Here is a 13,939-nt window from a genome sequence, read left to right on the forward strand (position 1 = left end):
AAAGCCGCAAGGCGGCTCAAAACCAGCTCTCACACCACGTAATCAGCAGCCTCAGGCTTCGCAGTCCAGTCGATAGGGTCTTGCTGCAGCACCATGTCGATGTCCAGCCCCAGGGCCAAACCCACTTCGCCGGGGAACGACACGGCCAGTTCCTTTTCGCCCAGTTCTGCCTCACGCGCCCGGGCGCGCCAGGACGCCAGGTGGATCACACCCGCCAGGGGCTCGTAGGCATTGTTGTCAAACGGCGCGCTCTGGTGGTGCAGGGCATCCACCACCACCTCGGGCAAACGCCAGCGGCGTGCCAGCCCGGCCGTCACATGGCCATAGCAGTAGCCAAAGATGCGCTGCTCGATCTTGCCGCGCCGCAGGTCAAACGGGGCCACCAGTGTGTTCACCGACTGGGCTTTGTCCGGGTCGGCCAGGTGAATCACCAGCTCGCCCAGCGCGTGCAGCAGGCCGGTGGTGTACGCAGCGGTCTGGTTCTGGTGCACGATGCCCGCCAGCGACCGTGCCAGCTTGGCCGTGTTGAGGCTGTAGCGCCAGAACTGCTGCATGTGCACGCCCGGCACCGAGCGCGACGCAGTGCCCAGCGGCGCCGACGTAACCAGTGTGCGAACCTGGGCAATACCCAGCAGCGCCAGTGCTTCGGGGATGCCGGCAATCTGGCGCGGTACCTGGAAGGTGTGGGAATTGGCCAGCTCCAGCAGCCGCCCGGCCAGGGCCGGGTCGGTGCCGAAAAGCTGGTTCAGACGCCGCAGGCTGGGCTCTTCATGCGCCAGCTCGCTCATCAGCAATGCCACCGTGCGCGGAAGGCTGGGCAGAGCTACGGGTTGGGCCAGCAGTGCGTTCAGCTCCATGGGGTCAGGCACCAGAGTTGGGGTTGCTGGCGATTATGGCCCCCAACCTGTCGCAAACCCAGGCCATCCCGCCGCAATCCGTCAACGGCCCTTGGCCTGTTGCAACTTGGCAAATGCCGACGCCATGGCCGACTGTTGCAGGGGCTCGGGCGCACGGCGCTGGGGTTGTGCATAGCCCCGGCCAGCACCCTCAAAACGGTTGTCGCGGGGTGCACCCCGGTCACCGCCCTGGCGTGGTGGCGCATCGCCCAGCTTCATCGACAGGCCGATGCGCTTGCGCTCCACGTCCACCTCCATGACCTTGACCTTGACGATGTCGCCGGTCTTGACCACTTCGCGCGCATCGTTCACAAACTTGTGCGCCAGCTGGCTCACGTGCACCAGGCCATCCTGGTGCACGCCCAGGTCGATGAAGGCGCCAAACTGGGCCACGTTGCTCACCGTGCCTTCCAGGATCATGCCTTCCTTCAAATCCTTGATGTCTTCCACGCCATCGTTGAAGCGCGCCACCTTGAAGTCCGGACGCGGGTCGCGGCCGGGCTTTTCCAGCTCGGCCAGGATGTCCTTGACGGTGATCACACCGAATTTTTCGTTGGCAAACAGCTCGGGCTTCAAGGTCTTGAGCATGTCGGCGCGGCCCATGATCTCGGCCACGGGCTTGCCCGTCTTCTCCATGATCTGCTCGACCACGGGGTAGGTTTCGGGGTGCACGCCGGTCATATCGAGGGGGTTGTCGCCCCCCCGGATGCGCAAGAAGCCCGCGCTCTGCTCAAACGTCTTGGCGCCCAGGCCCGCCACGTCCATCAGCTGCTTGCGGCTCTTGAACGCGCCATTGGCCTCACGCCAGCGCACCACCGCCTTGGCCACGCTGCCCGACAGGCCCGACACACGGCTGAGCAAGGGCACGCTGGCCGTGTTCAGGTCCACACCCACCGAGTTCACGCAGTCTTCCACCACCGTGCCCAGCGTGCGGGCCAGCTCGCTCTGGTTCACGTCGTGCTGGTACTGGCCCACGCCGATGCTCTTGGGGTCGATCTTCACCAGTTCGGCCAGCGGGTCCTGCAGGCGGCGTGCGATGGATGCCGCGCCACGCAGGCTCACGTCCACATCGGGCATCTCTTGCGAGGCGTATTCGCTGGCGCTGTAGACCGAAGCACCGGCCTCGCTCACCACCACCTTTTCAATCACGCGGTCCACCTTGGCCGCCAGCTTGATCAGGTCGGCGGCCAGCTTGTCGGTCTCGCGGCTGGCCGTGCCGTTGCCAATCGCAATCAGGTTCACGCCGTGCTTCTCGGCCAGCTTGGCCAGGGTGTGCAGCGAGCCCTCCCAATCGCGGCGCGGCTCGTGCGGGTAGACAGTCGCGGTTTCCACCAGCTTGCCTGTGGCATCCACCACGGCCACCTTCACACCGGTGCGGATGCCCGGGTCCAGGCCCATCACCACACGCGGCCCCGCCGGCGCGGCCAGCAGCAGGTCGCGCAGGTTGTCGGCAAACACCTTGATCGCCACCTTTTCAGCGTCGTCGCGCAGGCGGGCGAACAGGTCGCGCTCGGTTGAAAGGCTGAGCTTCACGCGCCAGGTCCAGGCCACACACTTGCGGATCAGGTCATCGGCCTTGCGGCCCCGGTGGCTCCAGCCCAGGTGCAGGGCAATCTTGCCTTCGGCCATGCTGGGCTTGCCGGGTTCGGGCTCCACGGGCAGCACCAGCTTGGCCTCCAGAATCTCCAGGCCCCGGCCCCGGAACACCGCCAGCGCGCGGTGCGAAGGCACGCGGCCGATGGGTTCGTCGTATTCAAAGTAGTCGCGGAACTTGGAAACCTCGGGGTCGTTCTCGTTCTTGGACTCGACCTTCTTGCTGCGCAGCAGCCCCTCGGCCCACAGCCATTCGCGCAGGTTTTGCACCAGTGCCGGGTCTTCGGCCCAGCGTTCGGAAAGGATGTCGCGCACGCCGTCCAGCACTGCGGGCACGGTCGAAAAGTCCGCGCCCGTCTTGCCATCGTCCAGCACCTCGGGCGGCTTGGTGAAGGCGGCAGCCTCCACGGCAGGGTCCAGCGTGGGGTCGGCAAAGAGCTTGTCAGCCAGCGGCTCGATGCCGAACTCGCGGGCCATCTGGCCCTTGGTGCGGCGCTTTTGCTTGAACGGCAGGTAGATGTCTTCCAGCTCCTGCTTCGTTGGAGCTGCGGCAATGGCAGCACGCAGCGCATCGGTCAGCTTGCCCTGCTCGTCAATGCTCTTGAGCACCGCAGCGCGGCGGTCGTCCAGCTCGCGCAGGTAAGACAGGCGGGCTTCCAGTTCACGCAGCTGGATATCGTCCAGCCCACCGGTGACTTCCTTGCGGTAGCGCGCGATAAAGGGCACTGTGGCGCCCCCGTCCAGCAGCTCCACCGCTGCGCGCACCTGCTGTTCACTAACCCTGATTTCTGCGGCCAACTGCCGGATGATCTGCTGCATGTGTGGGCAAACTCTCTGAGACTCGGTCAAACAAACGAACAAAAACGCGAAGCGCGGGAGTTTGCCACAGGCACTTGGGGGCGTACGGGTGCAATAGCCCGGATGGTCGTGCCGGGTCGGCATTCAAAAAGCCTCGGACTGACCGCAATGCAACGGAACGCCTTCTGGCCTGCACCTATTGCGCGGGCCGCAGATAAGGCGCATTCTGTAAAAGCCCCGTAAAAGTTGCTTTTGTATGTGAACAGGTAGACAGCCTCCCTTCTCATTTACACATCCACCTGCGGCCCCAAACCACGCACTTTGTGCCGGAGGATCTATGAGATTTGAATATCTGGTTCGAGGTTTTCAAGTTTTGGTGCGTCGCCGTTTTAGTGCAATGGCCTTCATCCTGCTGTGCGTCGCAGCGCCCCAGGCCTCTGCACTGATCATCGGGGAATTCCGGGTGCGCGGACCCAACGGCGCCAACGACGAATTCATCAAGCTCTACAACGAAACCGCTTCACCACTCGCCGTGGTCGCCACCGGTACCGGCACTGGGTACGGCGTAGCAGCTTCTGATGGCACGCTGCGGTGTTCCGTCCCCAACGGCACCGTCATCCCTGCCCACGGGCACTACCTGTGCGTCAACAGCGTGGCCTACTCCATCGGCGCCTACCCCGCTGGCAATGGCACGACAGCCACAGGCGATGCCACCTACGTCACGGACATTCCGGACAATGCAGGGATCGCGTTGTTCAGCAGCAATACCCCCGCCGAGTTCTTGCTGGCCAACCGGCTGGATGCCGTGGGCTCTACTTCCGAAGCCAATACGCTGTACAAGGAGGGCGCTGGTTATCCTGCCTTGACACCCTTCTCCATCGACTACGCGTTCACCCGCGACATCTGTGGAAAACAGGGCTCTATCACGACCTTCACCGCCTGCCTGACGACCGGCGTGGCGCTGGACACCAACAACAATGCCGTCGATTTCTATTTTGTAGACACCAACGGGACCTCGGCAGGTGCAGGACAGCGGCTCGGGGCACCATCGCCCTCCAACCTCAGCAGCCCGGTTATCGGCAGCATTGTCAGCCCTGCTTTGCTAGACCCTTGCGTTGCGCCGCCCACACCGCCCAACTCGGTGCGCGACTTAACGAGCGACCCTGCCAACAATTCCACCTTTGGCACGCTGGACGTCCGCCGGACCTTCACCAATACGAGTGGAGGCGATCTAACGCGGCTGCGGTTCAAAATCATCGATCTGACGACGTTCCCCGCCCCGTCGGGTACCGCTGACCTGCGCCCCCGCACGTCTTCAAGCGTGGTAGTCACCGTAGACCGCGCACCGTGCGGCGCAGGCACAAGCAACGTGACCGTCGAGGGCACCACGCTGGAGCAACCGCCTTCGCAGCCCAACGGTGGCGGGTTCAACTCCACCCTGTCCGCCGGGGCCGTGACCTTGGGCACACCCTTGGCCGCGGGTGCCTCCATCGACGTCCGATTCCTCCTGGGCATCCAGCAAACGGGTAGCTATCGTTTCAGCGTCGTGATCGAAGGCCTTCCAGAAGGCGGTGGCATCTTTGAAGTGAGCGGCTGTACCGACGGCTGTCCGGTCGTGCAGTCCATCGTTCGCGCTGATGCGGACCCGACGGCAGCAGCGTCGGTGGACTACACCGTCACCTTTAGCACCCCGGTCACTGGTGTGGATGCGGCGGACTTCGCTCTGACAAGCACCGGAACCATTGCGGGCGCCTCCATCACCGGCGTCAGTGGCGCAGGCGCCGTCTACACCGTGACCGTCAATACTGGAACAGGCAACGGCACATTGCGCCTGGACGTGACTGACGACAATTCGATCAACGCGGGTGGCTCCCCTCTGGGGGGCGCGGGTGTGGGTGACGGGAACTTCACCACCGGAGCTTTCTACACCATCGCCCGGGGCGTAGCGCCCGTCAGCAACATCCCCACCTTGAGCGAATACGCCATGATGCTTCTGGGCTTGGCGCTCCTGGGCTCAGTATGGCTGCAACGCAAGCGGGGCAATCTCCGCTGATCTGCCTCGCTTGAAATAACTGCATCGGCAGGGACTCGACTGGCGCGCCTTTCTGGCGCGCTAGTCGTTTCTGGCGGTGGTATCGAAGCCTGCCGACACCACATTCCTCCAGACCGGTGCATGGCGAGCAAGACCCACGGCCCTGTATGGGCTCCGCAAGAACGAAGTCACAGAGCACTACTTTTCGCAGGCACTCTTAAAATGCGCAGGCCACCGAGCCCCAGTCCCCTGCATGGATGCCCCTTCCCTCTCTTTCCCTATCCGCACAGAATGCCCGCCGGGCGCCTGTGTCTGCGACCGGGATGCCTTGCTGCAATCCCCCGATGCCGTGCTGGAGGCACGCATCCTGCAGCTCACCCAGGCTGAAGAAAAGAAGTTGCTGCAGCGGCTGGAGAACATCACCAGCCTGAGCGACCTGCGGCGTTTGCAGGAGCGCATGGAGCAGCAGCTGGGCCTGCGGCTGACCATTGCCCCCAGCCCCAACGAAGTGCGCACCCTGCGCGGCATCACCATCCTGGTCCACGAGCAGCGCGGCCTGTGCCGCAAGACACGCCAAGCGATTCCGGCAGCCATCAAGAAGGGCATGGACCAGCGGCCGGAGATCACGTACGAGCTGCTGAACGAGGGCGGGTTGTTCTCGGGGTTGTGACCCCGCGCATCCGTCTCTTTGCCCACCCGCCCTGCCCGCCGCATGCAAGACGACCTGTTCGGCAGCCCCGAAGCCCCAACACCTCCTGTGCCTTCGCGGCATTCCACCCGGCCGACCAAAGCCGATGCGCCCGAAGCCGCAGAACACGCCGCGCCGCCTGCCCCGCGCAAGCGCTCCAGCCAGGTAACCGCCATGGCGCACGACGATGCGCTCACCGCCCTGGCCGCCGCCTTGCCCCGGCAGTTGCGCCTGGGCACCTCCAGCTGGACCTACCCCGGCTGGAAAGGCCTGGTGTGGGAGGGTGAACATTCCGACGCGCAGCTGTCCAAACAAGGCCTGGCGGTATATGCCCAGCACCCGCTGATGCGCACCGTGAGCATTGACCGCAGCTTTTACCGGCCGCTCACCGTGAGCCAGTACGAACGCTACGCCTCGCAGGCGCCCGACGACTTCCGGTTTGTGGTGAAGGCACCAAGTGTGGTGACCGACGCCCTGGTGCGCAGCGAAGACGGCCGGGGCCGCCAGGCCAACCCAGCATTCTTGAGCCCCGAACTGGCCCGCAGCGAGTGTGTGGAACCTGCCCTGCAAGGGCTGGGGCACAAGCTGGGTGCGCTGGTGTTCCAGCTCAGCCCGCTGCCGCTGGCGCAGTTGGACCGCCTGCCGCTGCTGCTGGAGCGCCTGCGCACCATGCTGCTCGCCCTGCCAGCCCTCGCGCCCACGGCGCCCGATGGGGTGATTGCGGTGGAAGTGCGCGACCCCGAATGGCTGACCCCGGACTTTGCCGCCGTGCTGCGCGAAGCTGGCGCCACCTACTGCCTGGGCCTGCACGCCAAGATGCCGCCGCTGCAGGCCCAGCTGCCCATGCTGCGCGCGCTGTGGCCAAGCCCCCTGGTGTGCCGCTGGAACCTGAACCCGGTGCATGGCCCCTATGGCTATGAAGAGGCGGAGCGCCTGTACGCCCCCTACGACCGCCTACACCACCCCGACCGGCCCACCCGCGCCGAGCTGGCCAGCGTAATTGCGGGCATCACGCGCCGGGGGCAGAACGCTTTTGTGACCATCAGCAACCATGCCGAGGGCTGCGCGCCGCTGACGGTGCGCGGTGTGGCCGACGAAGTGGCTGCGGTGCTGGCGGCAGCGCCACGCTAACTGCATACCGGCCGCAGAGGCGTCCAAGCCTTTGAGCATGGGCACAGGGGGCACGGTGGCAAGACCCATGCCGTATGCATCCTCGGAAAGCGGGAAGCTCACATATTCATAGCTGCCAGCGCTTATCTATGAAGCACCAGGGCCGATTTTCGTCCATATTTTTAGAACAGTACGCATGGTATGTGTTCACCAGCGCGCGCCCAAAAAAGCCGAGCTGCACGGCGCAGGCGTCGGGCCGCAGGGGCTGACGTGAACAAACGACCAAATGGCCTTGAGCAGAGCCATCGCATCCCCTCAGGCCAACCACAGGGCCCTGCACCGTCACACGATTGCCCGGTGGCTTTTTGGGATGGGCTTGCCAAATTGCATCGAGACCTCAGGCATTCGCGCCGATAGGTACCTAACCTGAATGTCGCCGAACAACACCTACCAGAGTTGGTAGTTACGAACTCTTGACAGGAATTTTCTAATTGGCACCGACTTCAGCGCGTGCGCCACAGCACCGGGTATTTTTGCAAATGATACTTACTGCGACCGATGAGATGGTTTTCACCACGGGTAATGTAATAGATGTTCCCATTGATCAACAGCAGTTTCCAGACAATACCAATCACCGGGAGGAAATTTTGAAAAATAAATCCACAAAATGGCTGTGGGTCGTGTTATTTGCTACAGCAAATATCGGACATGCACAAGAGGCTATTCCAGATTTTTACAAAGAACCGGGGATTCAGCCCAACAGAGCATTTGTCAATCAGAGCCAAAATGAAAATATTGACCCGTTTACTGGTGCACTCCAGCGGCACTATATCGACCTCAGAATTCCTGGCAACGGTGGAATGGATTTAACCATCGTCCGTTCTTACAACAGCAGCAGTGTAGATCCTGCCAATCCAACACAACCCCGAACGAGCATTGGCTTGGGGTGGACCCTGCATTTTGGTCGCATTCTGAAGTCTCGCAATTCATACCCTTGCCTGAATCAGAACCTTGAGTCCGTTTCAGACAACCCCATCCTAGAACTCCCGGATGGCAGTCGGCAGTTGCTTACCTTCACTGGCCAAAGCTCTCCATTGATGCTTACCACGCAACGATGGAAGGCCATGTGCAGCACCAGCGGGACAGGCTTGGTTATTACCTCACCCGACGGGATGATTTATGACATGACCCAAGCATTGGGACCGGGATCGACCGCCAATCCAATGTATGAATGGCACGCCAAAAAAATCACAGATCGCAATGGAAACTACATCACCATTAGCTATGCATCAGCTTCCAGTTCAGAAATTCGAAGTATTACTACTAATGATGGAAGGTCCGCTTCCTTTACATACATTGACTCAGGAAAAACAACTGCGCGAATTAGCAGCATAACCAGCTCCGGCCAAACCTACGATTACTCGTACAAACCCTCGGGCATCGCAGGCGTCTATCAACTAAGCACCGTCACCAGGCCTGATAACAACAGCTGGGAATATGATTATTCAGAAAACAATGGTGCCACTGCTGGTAGCTATCTCATGCGCTCGGCTACGACACCGCAAGGCGGGACGATCAGCTACACCTACGATTTTGTATTTTTTGACTCGCAGTCCAATCCAGCCAGCAAATCCAATGTCGTGAGCCGCAAGTCAATGAGTACAGGAGGAAGCTGGTCATTCGACTATTCCCCTGGAGGCAATAGCTCTCTGGATACGACTCGAGTCACCTCGCCAGAAGGAACGACAACATACAAGCATGTAGGCCCCAACTATGCTGGCGCTGGAAGCGTCTGGAAGGTTGGTTTGTTGATCCAGAAACGCATTGGCGATGAACAAACTGAACAATACACCTGGAGTGGACAGAGAATTTCCACAGAAACCTATGTCCGCCCCGGTGCATTTGTGACCAGATTCGATTATCTTGAAACCAATGCACCTTTGCTCACACGCAAAACCATTACTCGCGACGGCGGTAGCTACGATACTGCCTATAGCAATTTCGATAGCTATGGAAACCCACGCACCATCACCGAATCAGGCACAAGGGGTGGCGACAGAACAACCACCGTCAGCTACTTTACAAATACATCGAAGTGGATCATCAGGCAGCCACAAAACGAAACATCATCAGGCCATACCATTACGCGGGATTTCGATAGCAGCGGCAACATGACCAATGAAACAAAAAATGGTATATCGATCAGCCGAACCTACGATAGCGCCGGCAATGTAAGCAGCGCCACCTTCCCAAGGTCGCTAACGCATAGTTATTCCAACTACAGCCGTGGTGTTGCACAAAACGAAAGCCAGCCTGAAGGAATTTCGATAACACGAGAAGTTAGCAGCGCTGGCAATGTCACCTCTGAAAGCATTGGGGGTGAAACAACTCGCTATGGATATGACTCCATGAACAGAATCACATCCGTGGACTACCCAGAGGGCAATAACGTCAACATCAGCTACACAAGCCGAAGCCGCACGGCAACACGTGGGTCGCTGACAGAAACGATCAACTACAACTCCTTCGGCAGAGTATTTTCAGTCACCCGGGGGGGTATCAGCACCTCATACTCCACAGATGCACTGGGGCGCACTACATTCATATCCAACCCCGGCAGCAGCTCGGGCACATCGTACTCCTACGATATTTTGGACCGGGTGACTCAAATCCGGAACCCTGATGGAACATCGAAATTCATCAACTATGGATCTGCTTCCAAATCGGTGCGCGATGAAAATGGCAATACCACCATTCACTACTACCGCGCATATGGCGATCCTGACAAAAAATTCCTGATGGCCATCACGACGCCTGATTCCAGCGCGAGCATGGACTATGACCGCAACAGCAAAGACCTCATTACGTCTGCAAAGCAGGCTGGGATAACAAGGCGCTACTCTTATAACAGCAGTGGCTACATGATTTCCGCAACCCATCCAGAAACTGGCACAACAACCTACGGCCGGGATGCAGCGGGCAATATGACATCCAAGAATGTAGGATCTTCAGGCACCACCACGTACAGTTATGACAACCAGAATCGGCTGAGAACTGTCAATTACACAGGCGCCACGCCTTCTGTCACCCACACCTATGACAACAGGCACCGTTTACTGCGGACATTCTCGACAGACGCTACCCGCAGCTTTTCCTACGATGGGAACGGAAATCTCCAGTCTGAAACATTAAATGCCAACGGAATGACCTGGACGGCCAGGTATGGATACAACGAAAATGACCACCTAACTTCCATTACCTATCCCTTGTCCGGTGAAACTGTGCGCTACGGCGTGGATGCGCTCGGGCGCCCCACTTCCGTGTCCGGGTATATCACCAGTGTCAGCTATTGGCCATCAGGCCAGGTCAACAGGATTATGTATGCCAATGGCGTTTCCTCGGAATACAGCCAAAACTCCCGCCTGTGGCCCAGTTCATTTTCTACGGTCCGGTCATCCACCGCCTACAGCCGGTCTTCATTTACGTACGATGGTGTTGGTAACTTGACCAAAATTTCGGACAGCATCGACGATACTTATGATCGCACCTTGGGATATGACAATCTTGATCGCCTGACCAGCCTGAGAACACCGCAAGGTTCTGGAAGTATTTCCTACGACGGCGCTGGAAATATCACGACGCAGACCATTCCAGGATTGCGGCTTTCCTACCACTACGACAGCAGCAATCGGCTCAGTAGCATGACGGCAACGCCAGGCAACACCGCAAATCACTCATACGACGCCATGGGCAACATCATCGTGCGCGGCCCCCGAACATTTGAGTACGACAGCGTTCCCAATCTCAAGTGCATCAACTGCTCAACCGCCGCCACTCGGGTGCAATACGCCTACGACGGTGACCAAAAGCGCACCCAGGTTATCCAGGCAGGCATCACAACGCATGAGTTCCACGGCGCCCACGGCAACCTGCTGGCAGATTACTCCCCTGGCTCCCGCCGACTGGTCCAGTACATCTACCTGAACGGCAAGCGCATCGCCCAGAAGGAGTCCGCACAATGATCTCTACGCTCCATTCCTTCTGGTTGCGTCTTCTGACGCGCCTGGCCCTGCTGCTGGCCTTCGGTGCCTTTGCGGTCAGCGCTGGCGCCCAGACCACCATCACGTTCTTTCACAACGACATCCTGGGCAGCCCCGCCATCGCCACCGATGCCGATGGCGCCGTCGTCTGGAAGGAAAACTACTTGCCCTACGGGCATCGTCAGAGAGCTCCCGCCGCTGGTGCCAACAACAAACTGTGGTTTGCAGGCAAGCCGTACGACCAGACGAACTGGATTACCTACATGGGGGGGCGCTACTACATCCCTCTGATAGGACGTTTTACGGGGATTGATCCCCAGGGAATCGTCCCGGAAAACCCGCACAGCTTCAACCGCTATGCGTATGCCAACAACAACCCCTACAAGTATGTGGACCCGGATGGGAGGTCTGCAACTTTGGCTCTGAAAGTCTTGGTGACTGCAGCAGTACTTGTTGGAGCGGCGAACCACCTGACACCGGAGCAGCGAGCGCGGATGGAACAGGCTGGGGCTTTGCTCAAACAGCGCACCAGTGAATTGCTGGATCGGGCTTATGGGTTGGTTTTTAATGAGGGGACAGACAAACCTAGTCTTCTGGATCCTGAAGGAGAGCAACACATCCTGGACGGAGACGGACCGAATGCGGGCGGAGGTCATCGAAATGGCACCGGGAAGCCGGGCAAGAGCGAGTTTCCTTCAAACTGGTCTGACGATAGGATCAAGGGCGAAGTTTCTGATGTTGCTACCGATCCCGGTTCGGTGCGCACCACTCAACCCAATGGCCGAACTAAAGTACAAGGAACGCGCGATGGTGTGGACATCACCGTGATCGTCGAACCGAACAGCCGAGGCGGTCGCATAGTCACGGGCTTCCCGACTAATACTCCGAGAAATCCATGATGCTCACTCAAAGTTTGCTGGACCGGCTTGTGGGGCTGCTCAATCGCGATGCAACCAACTACACCGTCTTCCTTCGGCTCTATCGGCTATCAACGGCAGCTGATGCTGATGATCTTGACGTCTGCATTCGTACGGCTGTGGGTGGCGATACGAAGATCGGTGGTGCCGAGTCGATAAGCGCCGAAAATGTCATCGTCGAAATAAATGGACTTCTAAGGTATCCAGGTGACCCAGGAGCCGGTCCAACCAAAACAGTACTGGATTCAAGCGAGCTTTACGATTTGCTAACGGAGTTAGAACGTAGCATCTTGGAGTTAGCTAGCCAAGCGAAGACCATCAAGCGTTTTTGGTTTGCTGTGGGGCATCCTGCATACCCAGTTTTTTGGGACTTCGCATACGCCTTCTTCGGAAATGAGAACACGACAGTTCTTGTCGGATCAAGTTCCGATTAGCAGGGGCGCTTCGTGAAGGTGGCCAGAATTCTGGTCAAGTTAAGATTCAACACGGCGATTGGATAAATGTCGCATCCCGTACGATCATATGGTCGCTTGTGAAACAGGTGCGGGTGGGTCTGGTACCACTCTTTCATCGCCTGCATCGGCGTACTGAATCGCCCCGGTTTCTGCGGAGGCTGTTTGGTTTAAGTCAGCCCACTTCCACAGTGGCCTGACTGGCGAGTTGCCGGTAGTAGTTTGCCTCAGCCTCAGCAGGCGGGATGTACCCGATGGGTTCGAGCCGGCGATGGTGGTTGAACCACGATACCCATTCGAGCGTGGCGAACTCGACTGCTTCCTTGGTTTTCCATGGAGCCCGGCGGTGAATCAGTTCGGCCTTGTACAGGCCGTTGATGGTCTCGGCCAGGGCGTTGTCGTAGCTGTCGCCCTTGCTGCCCACCGAAGGCTCGATGCCAGCTTCCGCCAGTCGCTCGGTGTAGCGAATGCTGACGTATTGCGAGCCTCTATCGGAGTGACAAACCAAACTGCCATCGCGCTCAGGCTGACGGGCATAGAGGGCTTGCTCCAGGGCGTCGAGAACAAAGTCCGTGCGCATAGAGCTGCTCACCCGCCACCCAACGATGCGCCTGGCAAACACGTCGATGACGAAGGCCACATACAACCAACCCTGCCAGGTCGAAACGTAGGTGAAGTCGCTCACCCACAACTGGTTCGGCCTCTCGGCCCGGAACTGCCGGTTGACCCGGTCCAATGGACATGGTGCTTTGCCATCACTGACGGTGGTTCGTACGGCCTTGCCGCGCATCACACCACGCAGTCCCATGCTGCGCATCAGACGCTCTACCGTGCAGCGGGCCACGGTCACGCCTTCGCGCGCTAGTTGCCGCCATACCTTGTCGGCGCCATAAACCTGCATGTTGGCCTGCCAGACTCGTTGAATCTGCGGCATCAGCAATTCGTCGCGTTTCGCTCTGGCGCAGCGTTTGTGAGGCTCGCGCACCAGCGCGGCGTGGCGCCGATACGCTGACGGGGCAACCTGCAAGACCTTGCAGAGCGGCTCGACCCCGAAAGCATTGCGCTGCTGGTCGATAAAGGCCCTCAAGACTTGAGCCGGCGGTCGAGCTCCGCCTGGGCGAAAAACGCGCTGGCCAGCTTCAATATCTCGTTGGCTCGGCGCAATTCTTTGACCTCGCGCTCCAGCTCCTTGACCCGCTGGGCTTCGGCTGTGGTGACGCCTTCTCGCGTGCCTGCATCAACTTCGGCACGCTTGACCCACTCGTTCAGGGTCTGCGGCACGCAGCCAATCTTGGGGGCAATGGATTCGATGGCAGCCCACAGGGATGGGTACTCCCCGCGCTGCTCCTGCACCATCCTCACCGCGCGCTCACGCACCTCAGGCGAGAACTTGTTCGTCTTCTTCATGGCTCA

9 protein-coding genes and 1 other annotated feature are annotated in these 13,939 nt (G+C 59.6%); of the genes, 6 read left to right on the forward strand and 3 right to left on the reverse strand.

Going from position 1 to position 13,939, the window contains the following annotated elements:
* Positions 1-29 precede the first annotated feature (29 nt).
* Both KW832_RS10595 and KW832_RS10600 read right to left on the reverse strand, forming a co-directional pair.
* Positions 30-857, reverse strand: a complete 828-nt coding sequence (locus KW832_RS10595) for an HDOD domain-containing protein (protein WP_055393979.1) — start codon at positions 855-857, stop codon at positions 30-32.
* 81 nt (positions 858-938) lie between these two features.
* Positions 939-3,308 (reverse strand): Tex family protein, encoded by a 2,370-nt coding sequence (locus tag KW832_RS10600; protein WP_218299868.1) that lies wholly within the window; start codon positions 3,306-3,308, stop codon positions 939-941.
* 376 nt (positions 3,309-3,684) lie between these two features.
* Between KW832_RS10600 and KW832_RS10605 the strand changes: the two genes are divergently transcribed.
* From KW832_RS10605 to KW832_RS10630, 6 genes are all read left to right on the forward strand, one after another.
* Positions 3,685-5,340, forward strand: coding sequence for an IPTL-CTERM sorting domain-containing protein (locus KW832_RS10605; RefSeq protein WP_218299869.1), 1,656 nt, complete (start codon positions 3,685-3,687; stop codon positions 5,338-5,340).
* A 232-nt stretch (positions 5,341-5,572) separates the two neighbouring features.
* Positions 5,573-5,989: a hypothetical protein gene (locus KW832_RS10610; protein WP_057224757.1), complete on the forward strand. Its 417-nt coding sequence runs from the start codon at positions 5,573-5,575 to the stop codon at positions 5,987-5,989.
* 42 nt (positions 5,990-6,031) lie between these two features.
* Entirely contained in the window at positions 6,032-7,138 is a 1,107-nt protein-coding gene (locus KW832_RS10615; protein WP_218299870.1) for a DUF72 domain-containing protein, read from the forward strand.
* Positions 7,139-7,608: 470 nt separating this feature from the next.
* Positions 7,609-11,139 (forward strand): hypothetical protein, encoded by a 3,531-nt coding sequence (locus KW832_RS10620; protein WP_218299871.1) that lies wholly within the window; start codon positions 7,609-7,611, stop codon positions 11,137-11,139.
* Positions 11,136-12,056 (forward strand): RHS repeat-associated core domain-containing protein, encoded by a 921-nt coding sequence (locus KW832_RS10625; protein ID WP_218299872.1) that lies wholly within the window; start codon positions 11,136-11,138, stop codon positions 12,054-12,056. The genes KW832_RS10620 and KW832_RS10625 overlap by 4 nt, the downstream gene beginning before the upstream one ends.
* The gene (locus tag KW832_RS10630; RefSeq protein WP_218299873.1) at positions 12,053-12,508 is read left to right on the forward strand and encodes a hypothetical protein; all 456 of its coding nucleotides are present in this window, start codon (positions 12,053-12,055) and stop codon (positions 12,506-12,508) included. The genes KW832_RS10625 and KW832_RS10630 overlap by 4 nt, the downstream gene beginning before the upstream one ends.
* Before the next feature lie 193 nt (positions 12,509-12,701).
* Here the strand turns inward: KW832_RS10630 and KW832_RS10635 are convergent.
* A protein-coding gene (locus tag KW832_RS10635; protein WP_218299874.1) for an IS3 family transposase occupies positions 12,702-13,933 on the reverse strand; the annotation gives its coding sequence in 2 pieces (ribosomal slippage) (positions 12,702-13,645 and positions 13,645-13,933; 1,233 coding nt in all).
* Positions 13,539-13,655 (reverse strand) — a sequence feature (AL1L pseudoknot). It overlaps the preceding gene by 117 nt.
* Positions 13,934-13,939: the final 6 nt, after the last annotated feature.

The organism is Acidovorax sp. sif0632 (assembly GCF_019218805.1).
GTDB classification, from domain to species: domain Bacteria; phylum Pseudomonadota; class Gammaproteobacteria; order Burkholderiales; family Burkholderiaceae_C; genus Acidovorax; species Acidovorax facilis.

Excerpts from the sequence above, each read along its gene's own strand:
- KW832_RS10595 (WP_055393979.1), bottom strand. The coding sequence starts at position 857 with ATGGAGCTGAACGCACTGCTGGCCCAACCCGTAGCTCTGCCCAGCCTT.
- KW832_RS10600 (WP_218299868.1), bottom strand. The coding sequence starts at position 3,308 with ATGCAGCAGATCATCCGGCAGTTGGCCGCAGAAATCAGGGTTAGTGAA.
- KW832_RS10605 (WP_218299869.1), top strand. The coding sequence starts at position 3,685 with ATGGCCTTCATCCTGCTGTGCGTCGCAGCGCCCCAGGCCTCTGCACTG.
- KW832_RS10625 (WP_218299872.1), top strand. The coding sequence starts at position 11,136 with ATGATCTCTACGCTCCATTCCTTCTGGTTGCGTCTTCTGACGCGCCTG.
- KW832_RS10610 (WP_057224757.1), top strand. The coding sequence starts at position 5,573 with ATGGATGCCCCTTCCCTCTCTTTCCCTATCCGCACAGAATGCCCGCCG.
- KW832_RS10630 (WP_218299873.1), top strand. The coding sequence starts at position 12,053 with ATGATGCTCACTCAAAGTTTGCTGGACCGGCTTGTGGGGCTGCTCAAT.
- KW832_RS10615 (WP_218299870.1), top strand. The coding sequence starts at position 6,032 with ATGCAAGACGACCTGTTCGGCAGCCCCGAAGCCCCAACACCTCCTGTG.